General features: G+C 67.8%; 9 protein-coding genes. 5 read left to right on the top strand and 4 right to left on the bottom strand.

Annotation, left to right across the window (positions count from 1 at the left end):
• Nucleotides 1-128 precede the first annotated feature (128 nt).
• The 3 genes from YM304_RS23095 to YM304_RS23090 all read left to right on the top strand — a co-directional run bounded on the left by YM304_RS23095 (nucleotide 129) and on the right by YM304_RS23090 (nucleotide 9,770).
• Nucleotides 129-4,409 (top strand): M36 family metallopeptidase, encoded by a 4,281-nt coding sequence (locus tag YM304_RS23095; RefSeq protein WP_015443232.1) that lies wholly within the window; start codon nucleotides 129-131, stop codon nucleotides 4,407-4,409.
• Between the two features lie 60 nt (nucleotides 4,410-4,469).
• Entirely contained in the window at nucleotides 4,470-5,408 is a 939-nt protein-coding gene (locus tag YM304_RS18390) for an acyl-ACP desaturase (RefSeq protein WP_015443231.1), read from the top strand.
• A gap of 129 nt (nucleotides 5,409-5,537) precedes the next feature.
• Nucleotides 5,538-9,770, top strand: a complete 4,233-nt coding sequence (locus YM304_RS23090) for a M36 family metallopeptidase (RefSeq protein WP_015443230.1) — start codon at nucleotides 5,538-5,540, stop codon at nucleotides 9,768-9,770.
• Between the two features lie 43 nt (nucleotides 9,771-9,813).
• Here the strand turns inward: YM304_RS23090 and YM304_RS18380 are convergent, their stop codons facing one another.
• Together YM304_RS18380 and YM304_RS18375 are read right to left on the bottom strand one after the other, a co-directional pair.
• A complete protein-coding gene (locus YM304_RS18380) occupies nucleotides 9,814-10,176 on the bottom strand; it encodes a helix-turn-helix domain-containing protein (protein ID WP_015443229.1) in 363 nt (120 codons plus the stop codon).
• Nucleotides 10,177-10,256: 80 nt separating this feature from the next.
• Nucleotides 10,257-10,610, bottom strand: coding sequence for a hypothetical protein (locus YM304_RS18375; protein ID WP_015443228.1), 354 nt, complete (start codon nucleotides 10,608-10,610; stop codon nucleotides 10,257-10,259).
• A gap of 149 nt (nucleotides 10,611-10,759) precedes the next feature.
• Here YM304_RS18375 and YM304_RS18370 point away from each other — a divergent pair, with 149 nt between their 5' ends.
• Complete coding sequence (locus YM304_RS18370; protein WP_015443227.1) at nucleotides 10,760-11,137, top strand: RNA-binding S4 domain-containing protein; 378 nt, start codon at nucleotides 10,760-10,762, stop codon at nucleotides 11,135-11,137.
• An 84-nt stretch (nucleotides 11,138-11,221) separates the two neighbouring features.
• On the opposite strand, the gene YM304_RS18365 is transcribed toward YM304_RS18370, so the two are convergent.
• Nucleotides 11,222-12,691: a DUF1501 domain-containing protein gene (locus YM304_RS18365; protein ID WP_015443226.1), complete on the bottom strand. Its 1,470-nt coding sequence runs from the start codon at nucleotides 12,689-12,691 to the stop codon at nucleotides 11,222-11,224.
• Between the two features lies 1 nt (nucleotide 12,692).
• Entirely contained in the window at nucleotides 12,693-14,309 is a 1,617-nt protein-coding gene (locus YM304_RS18360; RefSeq protein WP_015443225.1) for a DUF1800 domain-containing protein, read from the bottom strand.
• Between the two features lie 240 nt (nucleotides 14,310-14,549).
• On the opposite strand from YM304_RS18360, the gene YM304_RS18355 reads away from it, so the two are divergent.
• Complete coding sequence (locus tag YM304_RS18355; RefSeq protein WP_015443224.1) at nucleotides 14,550-15,926, top strand: MFS transporter; 1,377 nt, start codon at nucleotides 14,550-14,552, stop codon at nucleotides 15,924-15,926.
• Nucleotides 15,927-15,955 lie beyond the last annotated feature (29 nt).

The raw sequence follows: 15,955 nt of genomic DNA, 5'->3' as shown, positions 1-15,955 counted from the left end.
TCCCCCGGACCTGGACCGAGGGAAACACGGGTCGAGCGACATGATCGGCTGGGAGTCGGCTCGCTAGGGTCTGCGTCGAGCGGTGGGCTGAGCGGTCGCCGAGACACGATCGAACGCCGGGAGGGCACATGAACACGTCGAGACATCGGCGCGACGCCACGTGGCTGCGGCCGATGGCGGCGTGCGCACTGGTGACAGCGTCGTTCCTCACGAGCACGGTGGATGCGAGCCCGGTCGTGTCGCCATCGCCGGGCGCGACAGCGATCCCGGTCGACGAATCGATCGCCGTCGAGCGAGCGCTCGACTTCCTGGCCGATGGCGAACAACTCGCCGATGCGAGCGCGCGCACCGACGCGCTGTCGGACACGTCGCCCGCCACGAGCGACGCCGACTACGCCGTGTCGTCGGTGGTGCCGAACGACGGCAACGGCCTGACCCACGTGTACCTCCAGCAACAGATCGACGGCATCGACGTCAACGGTGCGATCGCGAACGTGGCGGTCGGATCCGACGGCGAGGTGGTCACGGCGGCCGTCCGGACCGCCGACGGCGCGCAGCTCGCCGACGCGCCGCGAGATGCGGCGCTCGCTCCGACCCGCATCTCGTCGAGCGAGGCCGCGCGTTCGGCCGCCCAAGCGATCGGGGTCACGCCGACCGCTCCCTTCGTCGAGCTCACCGACCGGATCGGCCCGGAGTTGCGCCACGAGCTCAGTGACGGGGGCGTGTCGCGCACCCCGATTCCGGCTCGTCTGGTCTACGAACCCGCCGACGACGACCTGCTCGACGATCTGCACGGCGGCGCTCGCGGTGAACTCCGTCTGGCCTGGGAACTGACGATCGACAGCGTCGACAGCGACCACTGGTGGGTCGTGAGCATCGACGCACAGACGGGAGTCGAACTCGACCGCTACGACCTCGTCGTCCACGAACACCTGGATCATGACGATCACGACGCTCACGACGAGGGCAACCCGCAGCAGGACGCGCGTGCGGGTCTCGCTCCGGCCTGGTTCGTTCACGACCGTTTCGGAGCGTCGTCGGGGAAGGACGCCGATCACCACGCTGGGGCACTGGTGCGCGCCGACGGCCCGACGCCTGGCACCCCCGGTCTTCACGGTGGCGGGCTCGACGGCCTCGTCGACGACGGCTCGTCGTATCGCGTGTTCGCCCCGCCAGCAGAGTCGCCGAGCCACAGCGCGCCCGTCGACACCACCTCGGTCGTCGTCGAACCCGCCGACGACGTCGCGTCCCCGTTCGGCTGGCACGACACCGACGGCGTCGACGGTCCGGAGTCGACGCTGACCGTGGGCAACAACGTCACGGCCGGACTCGACCTGTTGAACGACGACGTGATCGACGCGGGAAGCAGCCCCGACGGCGGAGCCGGACTGGCGTTCGACTTCCCTGTCGACCTCGGTGCCGAACCATCGACCTATCGAGACTTCTCCGTCACGAGCCTGTTCTTCTGGAACAACTACGCCCACGACGCGCTCTACCGATACGGCTTCGACGAGACGTCGGGCAACTTCCAGGTCGACAACCACGGCCGGGGCGGCGAGGGCGGCGATCCGGTGATCGCCGAGTCGCAGGACAGCGCCGGCAAACCCGCCACCACGACCACCCGGAACAACGCAAACTTCGCCACGCCGCCCGATGGCATGTCGCCGCGCATGCAGATGTATCTCTTCACGTCGACCGTCCCGAGCCGCGACAGCAGCCTCGACGGTGGCGTGGTCGTGCACGAGTACGCCCACGGCCTCTCCAACCGCCTCACCGGCGGGCCCGCCGCAGCCAACTGCCTCCACAACGACGAGCAGATGGGCGAAGGCTGGAGTGACATCGTGGCACTGCTGCTCACCATGCAGGGTGACGGGGCCGCCGACCGACAGCGCGGGATCGGCACCTACGCGAGCGGTCAACCGATCGACGGGCCGGGTATCCGCGGCATCGCCTACGCCACCGGCGGGCCGGCCGGTCACAATCCGTGGACCTTCGACACCGTGGCCGGCACCGGCAGTTCGGCGCATCGGCTCGGGGCGGTGTGGGCGCAGATGTTGTGGGAGATGACGTGGGCGCTCGTCGACGAGCACGGCTTCGACAATGACCTCGTGCACGGTTCGGGCGGCAACAACCTGGCGATGCAACTCATCGTCGACGGCCTCAAACTGCAGCCGTGCTCACCCGGCTTCGTCGACGGTCGTGACGCGATCCTGCAAGCCGACGCGATCAACAACGGTGGCGCCAACACTTGCCTGATCTGGGAGGCGTTCGCGTCGCGCGGCCTCGGCCACGGTGCCGACCAGGGCAGCTCGGGCGACCGTCGCGACGGCATCAGCGACTTCACCGTCCCACCGGCGTGCCAGACGCTGAGCCTCGACGCGCCCGGTGATGCATCCCCGGGCGACGTCGTCACCTACACGCTCACGGCACACAACGAGGCGCTCACGCCCGCCACCGGCGTGGTCGTCAGCACCCCGGTGCCGGTCGGCGCTACCTACGTGCCCGGCAGCGCGACCTGTGGGGGAGCGCTGTCGGGAGGATCGGTCGAGATGATGATCGCGGTGATCGCACCCGCGTCGAGTGTCGCGTGCGGGTTCGACGTTCGGATCGACGACGCTGCCGGGTCGGCGTACGTCGTCGACGACCTCACCTCGATCGACGGCTGGGAGCGGCCGGAGGTACTTGGTACGAACACGTGGGCGCCGATCGCGGTCCCGATCTTCGACGAGCCGGGTGAGTTCGGCGTGCGGTCGCCGAGTTCGCCGTCCGACCAGATCATTGCGCTGTCGTCGCCGGTTCCGGTCGAGACGGCGACCGAACTGCGCTTCAGCCACGCGTTCTCGATCGAGACGGCATACGACGGCGGCGTCGTCGAAGTGTCGATCGACGGCGGTGCGAGCTGGACTGATCTCGGCCCCCACTTCGTCAACGGCGGATACACCGAGACCATCGACCTCGACGAAGGAAACCCGCTCGCCGGTCGCGACGCGTTCTCCGGCGGCTTCTACTTCATGTCGTCGACGGTCGATCTCGGTGCCTTCGCCGGTCACGACGCACTCGTGCGCTTCCGGCTCGGCACCGACAACGGCAGCGGTTCGAGCGGCGGTGTCTCCTGGGCGCTCCTCGACGTCGAGATCGGGATGCCGGACGCCGTCGCGGCGGTGTCGACCATGTCGTCCGACACGGGCCCGACGGTGCAGGCGACTGCGCGAACCGAGATCACCGGCGCGCCGTTCCTGGTCGACCGCCCAGACCCCGATCCCGATCCCGACCCCGATCCGGACCCGGACCCGGACGCCGACCCGGATGTGTTCACGTCGATCCAGCCGGCACGACTTCTCGACACACGGGCGACGGGTGCGACGACCGACGGGATCGCCCAGGGTCGCGGTCGAGTCACGGCCGCCACCGAGATCACGGTTCCGATCGCCGGTCGCGCCGGCGTGCCGCCCGACGCACAGAGCGTGATCGTCAACGTGACCGCGATCCGACCGGAACGAGTCGGCTTCCTCACCGCGTACCCGTGCCTCGACCGGCGGCCGCTGGCGTCGAGCCTGAACTACAGCTCCGGAGTCAACCTGGGCAACGAGATCGTCGCCGAACTCGACGCGAGCGGCGACGTGTGCATCTTCACGAGCGCCGCCGTCGACCTCACGGTCGACGCGGTCGGCTTCGCTCCGGTCGGATCGTCATACGTGCCGGTCGAGCCGTCCCGTGTGCTCGACACCCGTGACGCCGAGGCGACGGGCGCCGGCGAACAGATCGAGGTGCAGGTCACCGGCCGAGCCCGCGTGCCCGACGGTGCGGCGAGCGTCGTCGTCGAGGTGACCGCGATCAACCCATCGGCCACCGGCTTCGTCAGCGTGCACCCGTGCCTCGGACAGCGACCGCTGACCTCGAGTCTCAACGTGACCGCCGGCATCACGCGGGGCAACCAGATCGTCGCTCAGCTCGACGACGACGGGAAGGTCTGCCTCTTCACGTCGACCACGACCGACCTGACACTCGACGTCACCGGGCACCTGCCGGCGGACGCGGGCCTCACCGCCGTCGCGCCCGCACGGCTGTTCGACACTCGAACGAACGGTGAGACGATCGACGGTGTCGGAGCCGGGGGAGGAGCCCTGCGACGCGACGAGATTCGCACGATCGCCATCGCCGGCCGAGGTGGCGTTCCGGCCGACGCGACGGCGGTGTCGATCAACGTCACCGCCGTCAGGCCGTCGAGCGCCGGCTTTTCGACGGTGTTTCCCTGTGGCGAGCCGCCGCTGGCCTCGAGCCTCAACTTCACAGCGGCCACCACCGGCGGAAACGACCTGTTTGCAGGGCTTTCGCCTGATGGAGAGCTCTGCGTGTTCGCTAGCGCCGACACCGATCTGACCGTTGATGTGACCGGTTACACGACCTGATCTCACCGTTTGTGGCCGCGCGACTTTACGGCCTACCTACTTGTCGGTAGGCTGCGTTTCGTGAACGATTCAGAGATCATCTTCGAGCTCACGCCCGTGATCGAAAAGCTGCTCGAACGTCACCTCGCGACCACCAAGGAGTGGTTTCCGCACGAGCACGTGCCGCACAGCCGCGGCCGTGATTTCGAGCCGGGACACGTGTGGTCGGAAGCCGACGTCGACCTCGACGGGCACGCCCTCACCCCCGAGGTCCGCTCAGCGCTCTACGTCAACCTGCTGACCGAAGACAACCTTCCGTACTACTTCCGCACCGTCGAGTCGATGTTCGGCCGCGAAGGCGCCTGGGGCGAGTGGGTTCGCCGCTGGACCGCCGAAGAGGGCCGCCACTCGATGGTGATCTACGGCTACCTCGCGGCCACGCGAGCGATCGACCTGGTCGAACTCGAACGCGGCCGGATGGCGCAGGTGTCGCGCGGCGAAACCCCCAATCCGGCTTCGCTGCACGAAGGCTTCGTCTACCTCGCCCTGCAAGAACTCGCCACCCGCATCTCGCACCGCAACACCGGCCTGCAAATGGGCGACCCCGTCGGCTACGAAGTGATGAAGCGCGTGTGCGGCGACGAGAACCTGCACCAACTCTTCTACCGAGACCTCGCCGCAGCGGCGGTCGAAGCCGACCCCAACACGATGATGATCGCGATGGAGAAGCAGGTCCGCTCGTTCGCCATGCCCGGCACCGGCATCCCCGACTTCGACCGGCACGCCGCACTCATCGCACAGGCCGGCATCTACGACCTGCAGATCCACCACGAGCAGATCCTGGCGCCGGTCGTTCTCCGACAGTGGGACGCGGCCAACATCAGCGGTCTCTCGGGCGACGGCGCCGAAGCGCAGGAGAAGCTCATGAAGCGCATGGCGCAGAGCGAACGCGTCGCCAAGCGCTACGGCGAGAAGCGCGAGCGCGCCAAGGCCGCCGCCGAACAGATGCAGCCCGCCTGAGCGCTGATCGAGTCCGAGCGGGGAGTGGTCCCCGGGTGAATTCGGCAGCGGGTTCCGACCACATCTGTCAGACTGCGGCTTGATCCGGAGGCAGGCGGACGGTCTGCTGGGCGACTCGAAGGACATCACATGCGCAAACTGCCGACTGCTCGACGCCATCGACTCGGGGTGGTGCTCGCAGTGTCGCTCGCCATCTCGTCGAGTGTCGTTTCCGCGCAGGAGACGAGCGACGACGCACCACCGTCGACGCCGGTACCGGACGACGCCGTGCCGATCGACGACGAGGCGGCGATCGCCGTTGCCCGAGCTTTCGTGGCGAGCGGGTCGGATCTCGACTCGATCACGCACCGAGTAGACGGTTCTGCCGACATGCCGGCGACACCGCTGGCAGCCGAATCGCTCGACGACGTGGTGTCACGATCGGAGTTCGCCGACCAGGTCGACGACAGCCTGGAGGCCCCGGAGGTCTCGGTGAGCGCGGTCGTCCCCGCCGAACACAACGCCACGTCGAGCGTGTACCTCCAGCAGACCGTCGACGGCATCGACGTGCGCGGCGCGGTCTCGGTGGTCACCGTCGGCTCGCGGGGCGACGTGCTCGCTGCCAACGATTCGTTCCGCTCGACCGCCGACGACGCCGACGCTCCCTCGCCCACGCCGTCGTTGAGCGTCCTCGACGCTGCCGCGGCGGCCGTCGCGGCGCTCGACATCGAACCGACCGCCGACTTCGAAATCCTCCAGTCGGCCGGCGATGCCGAACAAAACCACGAACTCACCGCCTCGGGTGTGTCGCGCTCCACCATTCCGGCCCGCCTGGTCTACGAACCGGTCGACGACAAGACCACCCGTCTTGCGTGGGAGTTCCTCATCGACAGCACGGCATCGAACGACTGGTGGCGCATCCGCATCGACGCCGAGACCGGTGTCGAGTTGAGCCGCTTCAACCTCGTCGTCCACGAGTCCGATCCGTCGGGCCACGACGGCCACGATCACGGCGTCGCTCACATCGACGAGCTCGTGAGCGCCGGGGCCGGCGAGATCGATGCTCGCGATGCGTTCAGCGGTTCGGCCGCGCCGTCGTTCACCGCAGGCGGTTCGAGCAACCCGGTCGCCGACGGCTCGAGCTACCGCGTCTTCGCTGCTCCCGCCGAGTCGCCGCACCACACCTCGCCGGTCGACACCCGGACGCTGGTGACCGAGCCAGCCGACGCGGTGGCATCGCCGTACGGGTGGCACGACACCAACGGCGTCGCCGGCGCGGAAACCACCAACACGTCCGGCAACAACGTCGACGCCGGCACCGACCGCAACGGCGACAACGTCATCGACTCCAACAGTCAGCCGAGCAATGCCGGCCTCGACTTCGACTACCCGTTCGAAGACGTCGTCGTCGGCCCGCAGGGCTACATCCCCGCAGTGGTCACCAACCTCTTCTACTGGAGCAACCTCACCCACGACTTCCTGTACGCCTACGGGTTCGATGAAGCAGCGGGCAACTTCCAGCGCAACAACTACGGCCGTGGCGGACTCGGCGGCGACGCCGTCATCGCAGAAGCCTTGGACGAGTTCACCGACGAGGTGTCGCTCAACAACGCGAACTTCGCGACACCGCCCGACGGTCATGCGCCGCGGATGCAGATGTATGCGTTCTGCACCACGCTGGGCAACAGTTGTATCGACGAGGAGCGCCGGTCGAGCAGCATGGATGCGGGGGTGATCACGCACGAGTACGCGCACGGCCTGTCGACGCGCCTCACAGGTGGCCCCGCCTACGACGAATGTCTCGACAACGCCGAACAGCAGGGCGAAGGGTGGAGCGACATCATCGCGCTGCTGATGACGATGCAGGGCGACACGGCCGCCGACCGCAAACGCGGCATCGGTACGTACGTGACCGGAGAACCGACCACCGGGCTCGGCATTCGCGGGTATCGCTACGCCACCGGCGGGCCGGGTGGCGACAACCCCTGGACCTACGACTCGATCAAGTCGGGCACGTTCTCGGTGCACCGCATCGGGTCGATCTGGGCCGAGTTCCTGTGGGAGATGATCTGGGCGCTCGTCGACGAGCACGGGTTCGATCCCGACCTGATGCACGGCACCGGCGGCAACAACATCGCCACGCAACTCATCATCGACGGCCTCAAGTTGCAGCCGTGCTCGCCTGGCTTCGTCGACAGCCGGGACGCCATCTTGCAGGCCGACGCGATCAACAACGGCGGGGAGAACACCTGCCTCATCTGGGACGTCTTCGCCGAGCGTGGTCTCGGCGTCGGCGCGAGCCAGGGATCGTCCGACGATCGGATGGACGGCGTCGAAGACTTCACCGTGCCGTCGTCGTGCGAGCTCTCGTTCGGCGTCGCCGCACCCGCCGAGGTCGGCCCGGGCGACACGATCACCTACACGCTCACCGCCAACAACGAGACCGGTGGCATGGTGAGCGGAGCGACCATCGCGGCACCTGTTCCGAGTGGCGCCAGCTACGTCGGCGGTTCGGCAACGTGTGGGGGATCGCTCGCCGGTGGCATCGTCACGATGCCCGTCGGGTCGCTCGCCGACGGTGCGTCGGCGACGTGTACGTTCGACGTGACCGCAGCGTCGGGTCAGTACGGCTCCGTCGACCTCGACGAACGATTCGAGAGCGGCCTGAGCAACTGGCGGACGCGCCGGGGGCCGTCGGCGTACACCAACAACTGGGAGCTCTTCACGTTCAGCAGCGGCCGTCGCTCGGCGACTGCCGACGCCACCGACGGCACGAGCGACCAGTACCTCGAACTCGCACAGCCCGTCGCCGCGCAGGCGAACCTCTCGATGTACATCGAGCACGGCTTCTCGCTGGAAGCGGGACTCGGTTCGACGGGCTACGACGGAGCGGTGATCGAAGCGTCGACGAACGGGGGATCGACCTGGGTCGATCTCGGGCCGTACATGACCCAGAACGGGTACAACCGCACCATCGCCTCTGGCTTCGGCAGCCCGATCGCCGGTCGCAGTGCGTTCAGTGGTGAGACTTCATCCCTCGTCGCCACGAGAATCGATCTGTCTGCGTTCGCCGGCGACGACGTGCGGGTCCGATTCCGGCTGGCCAGCGACGAGAGCGAAGACGACTTCGGCTTCTGGGTCGTGCCGACCGTCCGCCTGGTCAACAGCGAAGTTCGCGTCGAGACCTCGCCGACGCTCACGTCGTCGGCGGGCACCGTGACGCAGCGGGCCTCGACTCGCGTGTCCGACGAGCCGGCGCCGCCGAACCTCGGCGATGTCGTCACGCCGGTCACGCCGGTCCGCCTGCTCGACACGCGTCCGAACGGCGAGACCATCGACGGCACGCAGGAGCAGATCGGCAAACGCTCGGCCGGGTCGTCGCTGAAGATCCCGGTCGCCGACCGTTCGACCGTGCCCGCCTCCGCAGGCGGCGTCGTGGTCAACGTCACCGCCATCGGCCCCGAGGGGACCGGCTACTTCACGGTGCATCCGTGCCTGTCGCCGGTGCCGGTCGCCTCGAGCCTCAACTACACGGCGGGGGTCAACCTCGGCAACGAGATCGTCGCCGAACTCGACTCGTCGGGCGACCTCTGCATCTTCACGAGCGCAAGGACGCACATCACCGCCGACGTCGTCGGCTATCTGCCCGCGTCGTCGGCGTACGGCGCGGTCACGCCTGATCGCCTCCTCGACACTCGCAGCTCCGGTGGGCTCGATGCCGGTGAGCAGGTCTCGCTGCAGGTCGGCGGTCGTTCGGGCGTGCCGAGTAATGCCGGTTCGGTGATCGTCAACGTCACGGCGATCCGTCCGGCAACCAATGGCTTCGTCACGTCGCACGCCTGTCTGTCGCCGCGGCCGCTCTCGTCGAGCCTCAACTACACGGCGGGCTACACGCGGGGCAACGAGATCGTCGCCGAACTCGACTCGTCGGGCAAGATGTGCCTGTTCACGTCGTCGAAGACCAACCTGTCGGTCGACATCGTCGGCTACCTGCCGACGGGCACCACCGTCAACGCTGTCACCCCGAGTCGTCTGCTCGACAGCCGTTCGAACGGCGGCGCGACCATCGACGGGGAATCGGCGGGCATCGGCGTGCGACCTGCCGGGGCCACGACGGCCGTGGTCATCGGCGGACGCGGTGGGGTGCCCGAGAACGCATCGTCGGTGTTGATGAACATCACGGCGATCCGGCCAGCCGGCAACGGGTACGTCACGGTCGCCCCGTGCGGGGTGCCACGCCCCAACGCCTCGAGCCTGAACTTCGTCGGGGGCGTCAACGGCGGCAACGACATCATCATCGGGCTGGGTGACGACGCGTCGATCTGCATCTTCAACAGCACCGCCACCGATCTCAGCGTCGACGTCACCGGCTACGCGCTCTGACGGGCGCCGCGCCCATGCCGCGAGGGCGTGTCGATCGATCAGCTCAGAGCTGATTGGCGGCGATGAAACTGCGGTAGACGTCGAGCAGCGACTGCTTCTGGACGTCGGAGAGGGCGTCGTCGAGCATGATCGCGGACTCGGTGGTGACGGTGTCGGTGGTCTCGTCGTCGTCGGTGTTGCGGCCGAGGAAGCGCATCAGGCGATCGGCGGGGACGTTGAGTGCCCCCGACAATCCGTGCAGCACTCGCACCGATGGTTCGTGGAGGCCGCGTTCGAGTTGGCTCAGGTAGGCGTCGCTGAGGTCGGCCAGTTTCGCGAGTTCTCGTTGGCTCAGCTCGGCGAGCTTGCGTTGGCTGCGAATGAAGTCGCCGAGTGCGCCACTGCCGGCAGATTCTGAGTCGCTCATGATGGCTCCGATCGTACGGGAAAACGACCACGAGCCCGCCAGCGCCGGGGGAGGCGATGGCGGGCTCGTCGGTCAGGGGGTCACTTCTTCGCGCTGGCCTTCTTGGCCGACTTGCGGGCCGAGGTCGTGGTGGCCTTCGGAGCGATGTCGGCGGGGAGCATGTCGATCACCCGGGCGTTGAGGTCGCGGTTCATGTCGGCGGCGCGCTCGACGAAGTCGATGTAGCGCTTGCCGGCTTCGGCGGGCGTCGGCACCGGAACGGGGAGCTCGACGCTGGGGAGGCGGTCGGCCGACTTGACGGCGAAGTCGATCGCGGTGCGGTTGGCGTCGACGACCGAGTCGATCATGCGAGCGTTGGCGTCGTTGACGGTGCTGACCATCTGCGTGGTTGCGGACTGGATCTGGCTGGCGAGGGTGTCGGTGAACTTCATCATGATGCGTAGTTTACTACGCATGTCGAAGAATGCAACCAACCTGCGTGAAATAGTACGCAACCGACGAGACGGGGTGAGGCGGGTCGAGACGAGATCCGGCCGAGGGACGACGCATCCTGGAACGTGGGTGCGGCGGTCGACCTGGCAAGATGGTCGGCATCGACACGGCACGAATCGATCAATGGTTGTGGTCTGTGAGGCTGACCAAGACGCGCGCCGATGCAGCGGCTGCGTGCCGGGCCGGCCACGTGAAGGTCAACGGCAAGTCGGCCAAGCCCGCCACCCCCGTCAAGGTGGGCGACCGCGTGGAAGCCCGCCTCGGCCAGCGCGAGCGCGTCGCCGAGGTCACCGCGGTCATCGCCAAGCGTGTCGGCGCGGCCATCGCTGCCGACTGCTTCGTCGATCACTCGCCGCCGCCGCCCGATCGGGTGAGTGATGCGGTGCTGTTCGGCGTGCGCGACCGAGGCGCGGGGCGACCGACCAAGCGCGATCGCCGTCAGACCGACAAGCTCCGCGGTCGCGGCTGACACTCACGTCGGCGGTGTCGCACGACGACACGTCGGGTGCGTCCCATTCGTCCGGCTGAGCCGGTGAACGGCTACGTCACAGGCTCAGGTGGTGCCGAGGCGTGTCGCTCGGCGCAGGCCACGGTCGACGAGACCGTCGATGCCATCGTCGAGGCGTGCTCCCGGCGTGCGGAGGAATCCGAGATCGGCCACGTCGTAGTTGCCGAGGTTGGGGACGATCGCCTCGAGTTCGCTGCTTCCGGCGCCCATCCACGACGCGAAGGTCGCGGCGTACTGGTCGACCGACGTGGATGGCAGCAGGCGTCCTCGGCCGACGTCGTCGGGTCCGTCGTCGGCGATGACCGGGACTTCGCCGAACACGCGCTTGCCGCGGACCGACCCGCCCATGACGAGGTGGTGGCCACCCCATCCGTGGTCGCTGCCGTCGCCGTTGCTGGTGAGCGTTCGCCCGAAGTCGGAGGCGGTGAACGACGTGACGTTCTCGGCGGCGCCCATGTCCTGCGTCATCCGGTAGAACTCCGAGAGCGACCCGTTGAGGCCGGCGAGCAACGACGGATGCCGGGCGGCGAGACCGCTGTGGTTGTCGAAGCCACCCATCGCCACGAAGAACACCTGCCGCTTCAGACCCAGCGTGTCTCGGCCTGCGGCGATGAGCTTGGCGACCATCTTGAGTTGGCTCGACGCACGGACGAGATCGTTGTTGTCGGATTCGAGATCGAATCGAGCGTCGAAGTCGTAGCGGGCTTCGGCGGTGGCGACCGCCGCGGCGAGCTCGTCTGCGGCGTCGAGTGCCCGCTTCGAGATCGTCGAGTACGACGACGGGAACATGCCGGGCTGTTGGAGTTCCATGATCTCGCGAATGCCGGCGTCGGCGGGGTCGTATCGGAACGTGTCGGTGCGGAGTTGGGTGACACCGCGGCTCGACACCTGATACTGCAGCGCCTCGCGCCCGGTCATCATCACCGCGTTGCCGGCGACCGACACGCAGGTGAACGTGGACGATGAGGCGTTGCCGTCGAGGACGAGGTCGGCGATGCGGCCACCCCACCCGGTGGTGGCTCCCTCGGGTGACGACGACTGCCAGTACGACTGCTGGTCGTTGTGGGAGAACAGCTGCGGCGGACGGTTCGAGTGAATCTGGTAGCCCGCTTTGTCGAGCGGTCGCACGAGCGTGCCGATGTTGGGCAGCACGGCCAACGCACCGTCGTTGAAGATGTCGTGGAGGTCGGCGAGTTCGGACGCGAACCCGAAGGTGCCGGCGCCGTCGAACCCTCCGGCGGGGCTGATCGGGAGGATGTCGGACTGTGGTCGCGCGATGCCGGATCGAGCGGCGGTGTAGGCCGCATGGCTCGTCGGGTCGTTGGGGACGAACGTGTCGTAGTGGTCGTTGCCCCCGTACATGAACAGGCAGACGAGTGCTCGATAGTCGTCGGTCGCACCGGGCGCAGCCGACGCGAGACCGGCGAGATCGAGCGCCCAGGGAGCGGCGAAACCGGCGCCGGCGACAGCGGCGCCGCGTCGCAGGAACTCTCGGCGAGTGTGCGATCCGTTCATCTCAGCGCTCCCACAGGAAGTCGGTGGAGGCGGCGATCATCATGGCGGCGCCCATCACGCGGTCGAGGTGGACGTCGGAGCGACGGCGGACGTGGTAGTCCTCCGTGCGGTCGGCGTCGTAGTTCTCGTCGTAGATCTCGATCACTCGGCGGACCACGATGTCGCGCACGGCTGTCGACAGGCCGGCGGGGCACAGCCGGGCCGCGAGCTCGTCGACCAACTCGCCCGCCTCACTCTGGGTCACCGACTTGGAGTCGACCATGGCGAGCAGGTCGTCGACGTCGAAGAAGATCTGGACTCGGTATTCCTCGGGGCTGTCTCGGTTGTAGGTGCGTCCGGGCGGGCGGCGCAGGAAGCGAGCGAGGAAGTTGACCCAGCCGATGGCGGTCGTCTCGTTCGCCAACTGCATCTCGGGTGACGCGAGTCCGGCGTCGCCGATCGCCGACTGCGGCGGCACGTAGCCGGGTCGGTAGAAGTTGAACACCGACGGTGCGTCGAACGGCTGCTGCGAGAGTTCGGTCGACTGGTCGCCGAGGTTGTCGAGGATCCACGGAAGATGTGTCGACTCGACACCGAGCGCTCGGGCGAGCACGGTGAAGCGCAGCGTGGGTTCGCGGAGCTTGCCGAACGACGGGTCAGGGGTGGCCGGCCAGGCGTCGTCGTCGGTCAGGATCGCGCGCACGACGGCGGCGAGATCACCGCGTTGGCCCGATCCGTTGTCGGCGAACACCGCGGCGCACCGGCCGATGTAGGCGGGCGAAGGGTTCGACGTGACGAGACGCTGGATCAGTTGGTGGCAGATGAACGGCCCGACGTTGGGGTGGTCGGCGAGCGTGTCGAGCGCGATCGCAAGGCTCTCGTCGAGGGTTCGCGTCTCGCTGGCCGGAATGGTCGTACCGAGAAACCGCTTGGCACCGGTCTCGTGATAGCGCTCGGCGTACTCGCCGGTCGACAGCATCGGCAGTGCGAATCGATTCATGTCGTCGTCGATCTGCACGGCGACGAAGCCGGTGAAGACGCGAGCAAGTCCGAGGATGTCGTCGGTGTCGTAGGTCGGGATCGGCTGGCCGGCCCCGTCGGTCTTGCGCGTGCCGTCTTGGTGCAGTTCCCACAGACCGATCGAGAACAACTGCATCACTTCGCGGGCGTAGTTCTCGTCGGGCACCGTCCCGCGTCGCTCGTCGGCGCGGCGATTGCGGTTGTAGGTGAGGTAGTTGCCCATCGCCGACGATCGGGTCACCGCCTCGAGAAGCTCCCGATACGTGCCGAAGCAGTGCTGTTCGAGGATGTCGGCGTAGACAGCGACCTCGCGGTCGTTGAGTTCGGCGTCGGAGGCCACGAGGATCTGCGAGAGGGCGTAGGCGACCCGCTTGCGGAGTTGATCCGCATCCGAGAGGTAGCTCTGCCAGATCGACGAGTGGAACCGCACGCCGGCGACGCGTCGAGCGTGGTGTGTCTGGGCGGGGGTGCGCGAGAACTGGTCGTCGAGCCACGCATCGATCCCGACCGACAGGAGGTGATCGACCTCGGCGGGCGTGCCACCGAACGTGGCGCGCTGCAGGAACCGCACGGCGTCGGGCCGGGTCAACACGGCCGGAGCAGCTTCGACAAGGGTCACCCTCGCGTATCGGCGAGACAGGTCCGGACGCGGAGTCAAGAACTCGTCAAGATCTCACGAAATCATCAAGGACGCGAAGCTGCCGTTTCCGACGTCCTGGCACCGTCACCACCTCCACCGCGCCGCAGCGCAGAGATAGTATTTCGCCTTCTGCCTGCCTCAGACGTCCACCGAACTGCACACACCGCGGCGACCGCGAGCGATTTCGCCACCGCACCGCCGCGCCCGTCGTTCGGCGGGATGTGGGCGCTCTTCGCCGGTCTCGGCTTGATGATGGTCGGCAACGGTCTCAACGGTGCGGTCATCGGCATCAGGTCGGGAACCGAAGGCTTCAGCGTGGTCGTGACGGGTGTGGTCATGGCGGCCTACTTCGCCGGGTTCCTGCTGGCGCCGAGCATCGTCGTCAAACTCATCCCGTCGGTCGGGCACATCAGAGTTTTCGCCGGGCTCGCGTCGACGGCGTCGAGCGCCGTGCTCATGCACGCCGTGTCGGTGTTGCCCCTCAGTTGGGCGATCATGCGCTTCATCTTCGGCTTCTGCATGGCCGGCCTGTACATCGTGATCGAGTCGTGGCTCGGTGCGATGTCCGACGCGTCGAACCGGGGACGCACGCTCGCCATCTACATGATCGTGTCGATGGGCGGCCTCGGCGCCGGCCAGTACCTCGTGGCGCTCGCCGACCCGAGCGGGTTCCGGCTCTTCGTGGTCGCGTCGGTGCTGGTCTCGATGTCGCTCGTTCCGATCACCCTCGCCGCCACCACACGAGCTCCGCAGGTGTTGCTGCCCGAAGGGGTGTCGGTACGCGAACTGATCCGCACCGTGCCCACCGGCGTGCTCGGGTCACTGATGTCGGGAGCCGCTGCGGGCATGGTGTTCGGACTCGGAGCCGTGTACGCGACGGCGATCGGCTTGAGCCTCGAACGCACCGGCTTCTTCCTCGTCGCGCCCACGATCGGTGCGATCATCTTTCAGTGGCCGATCGGACGCCTGTCCGACCTCGTGTCGCGTCGCTCGGTCATCTTCGGCGTGGCGCTCGTGGCCTCGGGCGTGTGCGGAGCGCTGCTCGTCGTGGCCGAGCAGAGCATCTTGGTGCCGATGTTGATGATCGCGCTCGGCGGCACGATGTTTCCGCTCTACTCGCTGGTCATCTCGTACACCCTCGACTGGACACCCGAGGCGAAGACCATGGGGGCGTCGGCGACGCTCGTACGCATCAACGGCACCGGAGCGCTGATCGGCCCGCTGGTCGGCGCGTCGCTCATGTCGGCGTTCGGGCCGCAGTGGTTCTTCTGGTCGCTGGGATCGGTGTTCATGGTGCTGGTCGTGTACCTGGCCTGGCGCCTCCTCGCAAAGTCGGCGTTGCCGATGGAACGACAGGGAGCGTTCGTGCCGTTCCCGTCACGCGCGGGTGCGTTGGCGTTCGGCCTGATCACGGCACCGATGCGACAGGTGACCAAGCTCGCTGCGGGCCGTCACGTCACGTCGCGTCGCCACCCACACCTCGACGGCGTCGACCACGAGCGGCACCCGACGGCGTTCACCCGAGCGGTCATCGACTCGGCGAACGACGCCGACCCGCACGACATGCCGCCCGAGTCGCCGATCACGGGTCCGTGATGGTCGCCGTGGCGGGGGAGGCCACGCCG

The sequence above is a fragment of the Ilumatobacter coccineus YM16-304 genome, assembly GCF_000348785.1.
In the GTDB taxonomy this organism is placed as follows: Bacteria; Actinomycetota; Acidimicrobiia; order Acidimicrobiales; family Ilumatobacteraceae; genus Ilumatobacter_A; species Ilumatobacter_A coccineus.
This window is presented reverse-complemented; position numbering and strand designations above follow the sequence as displayed.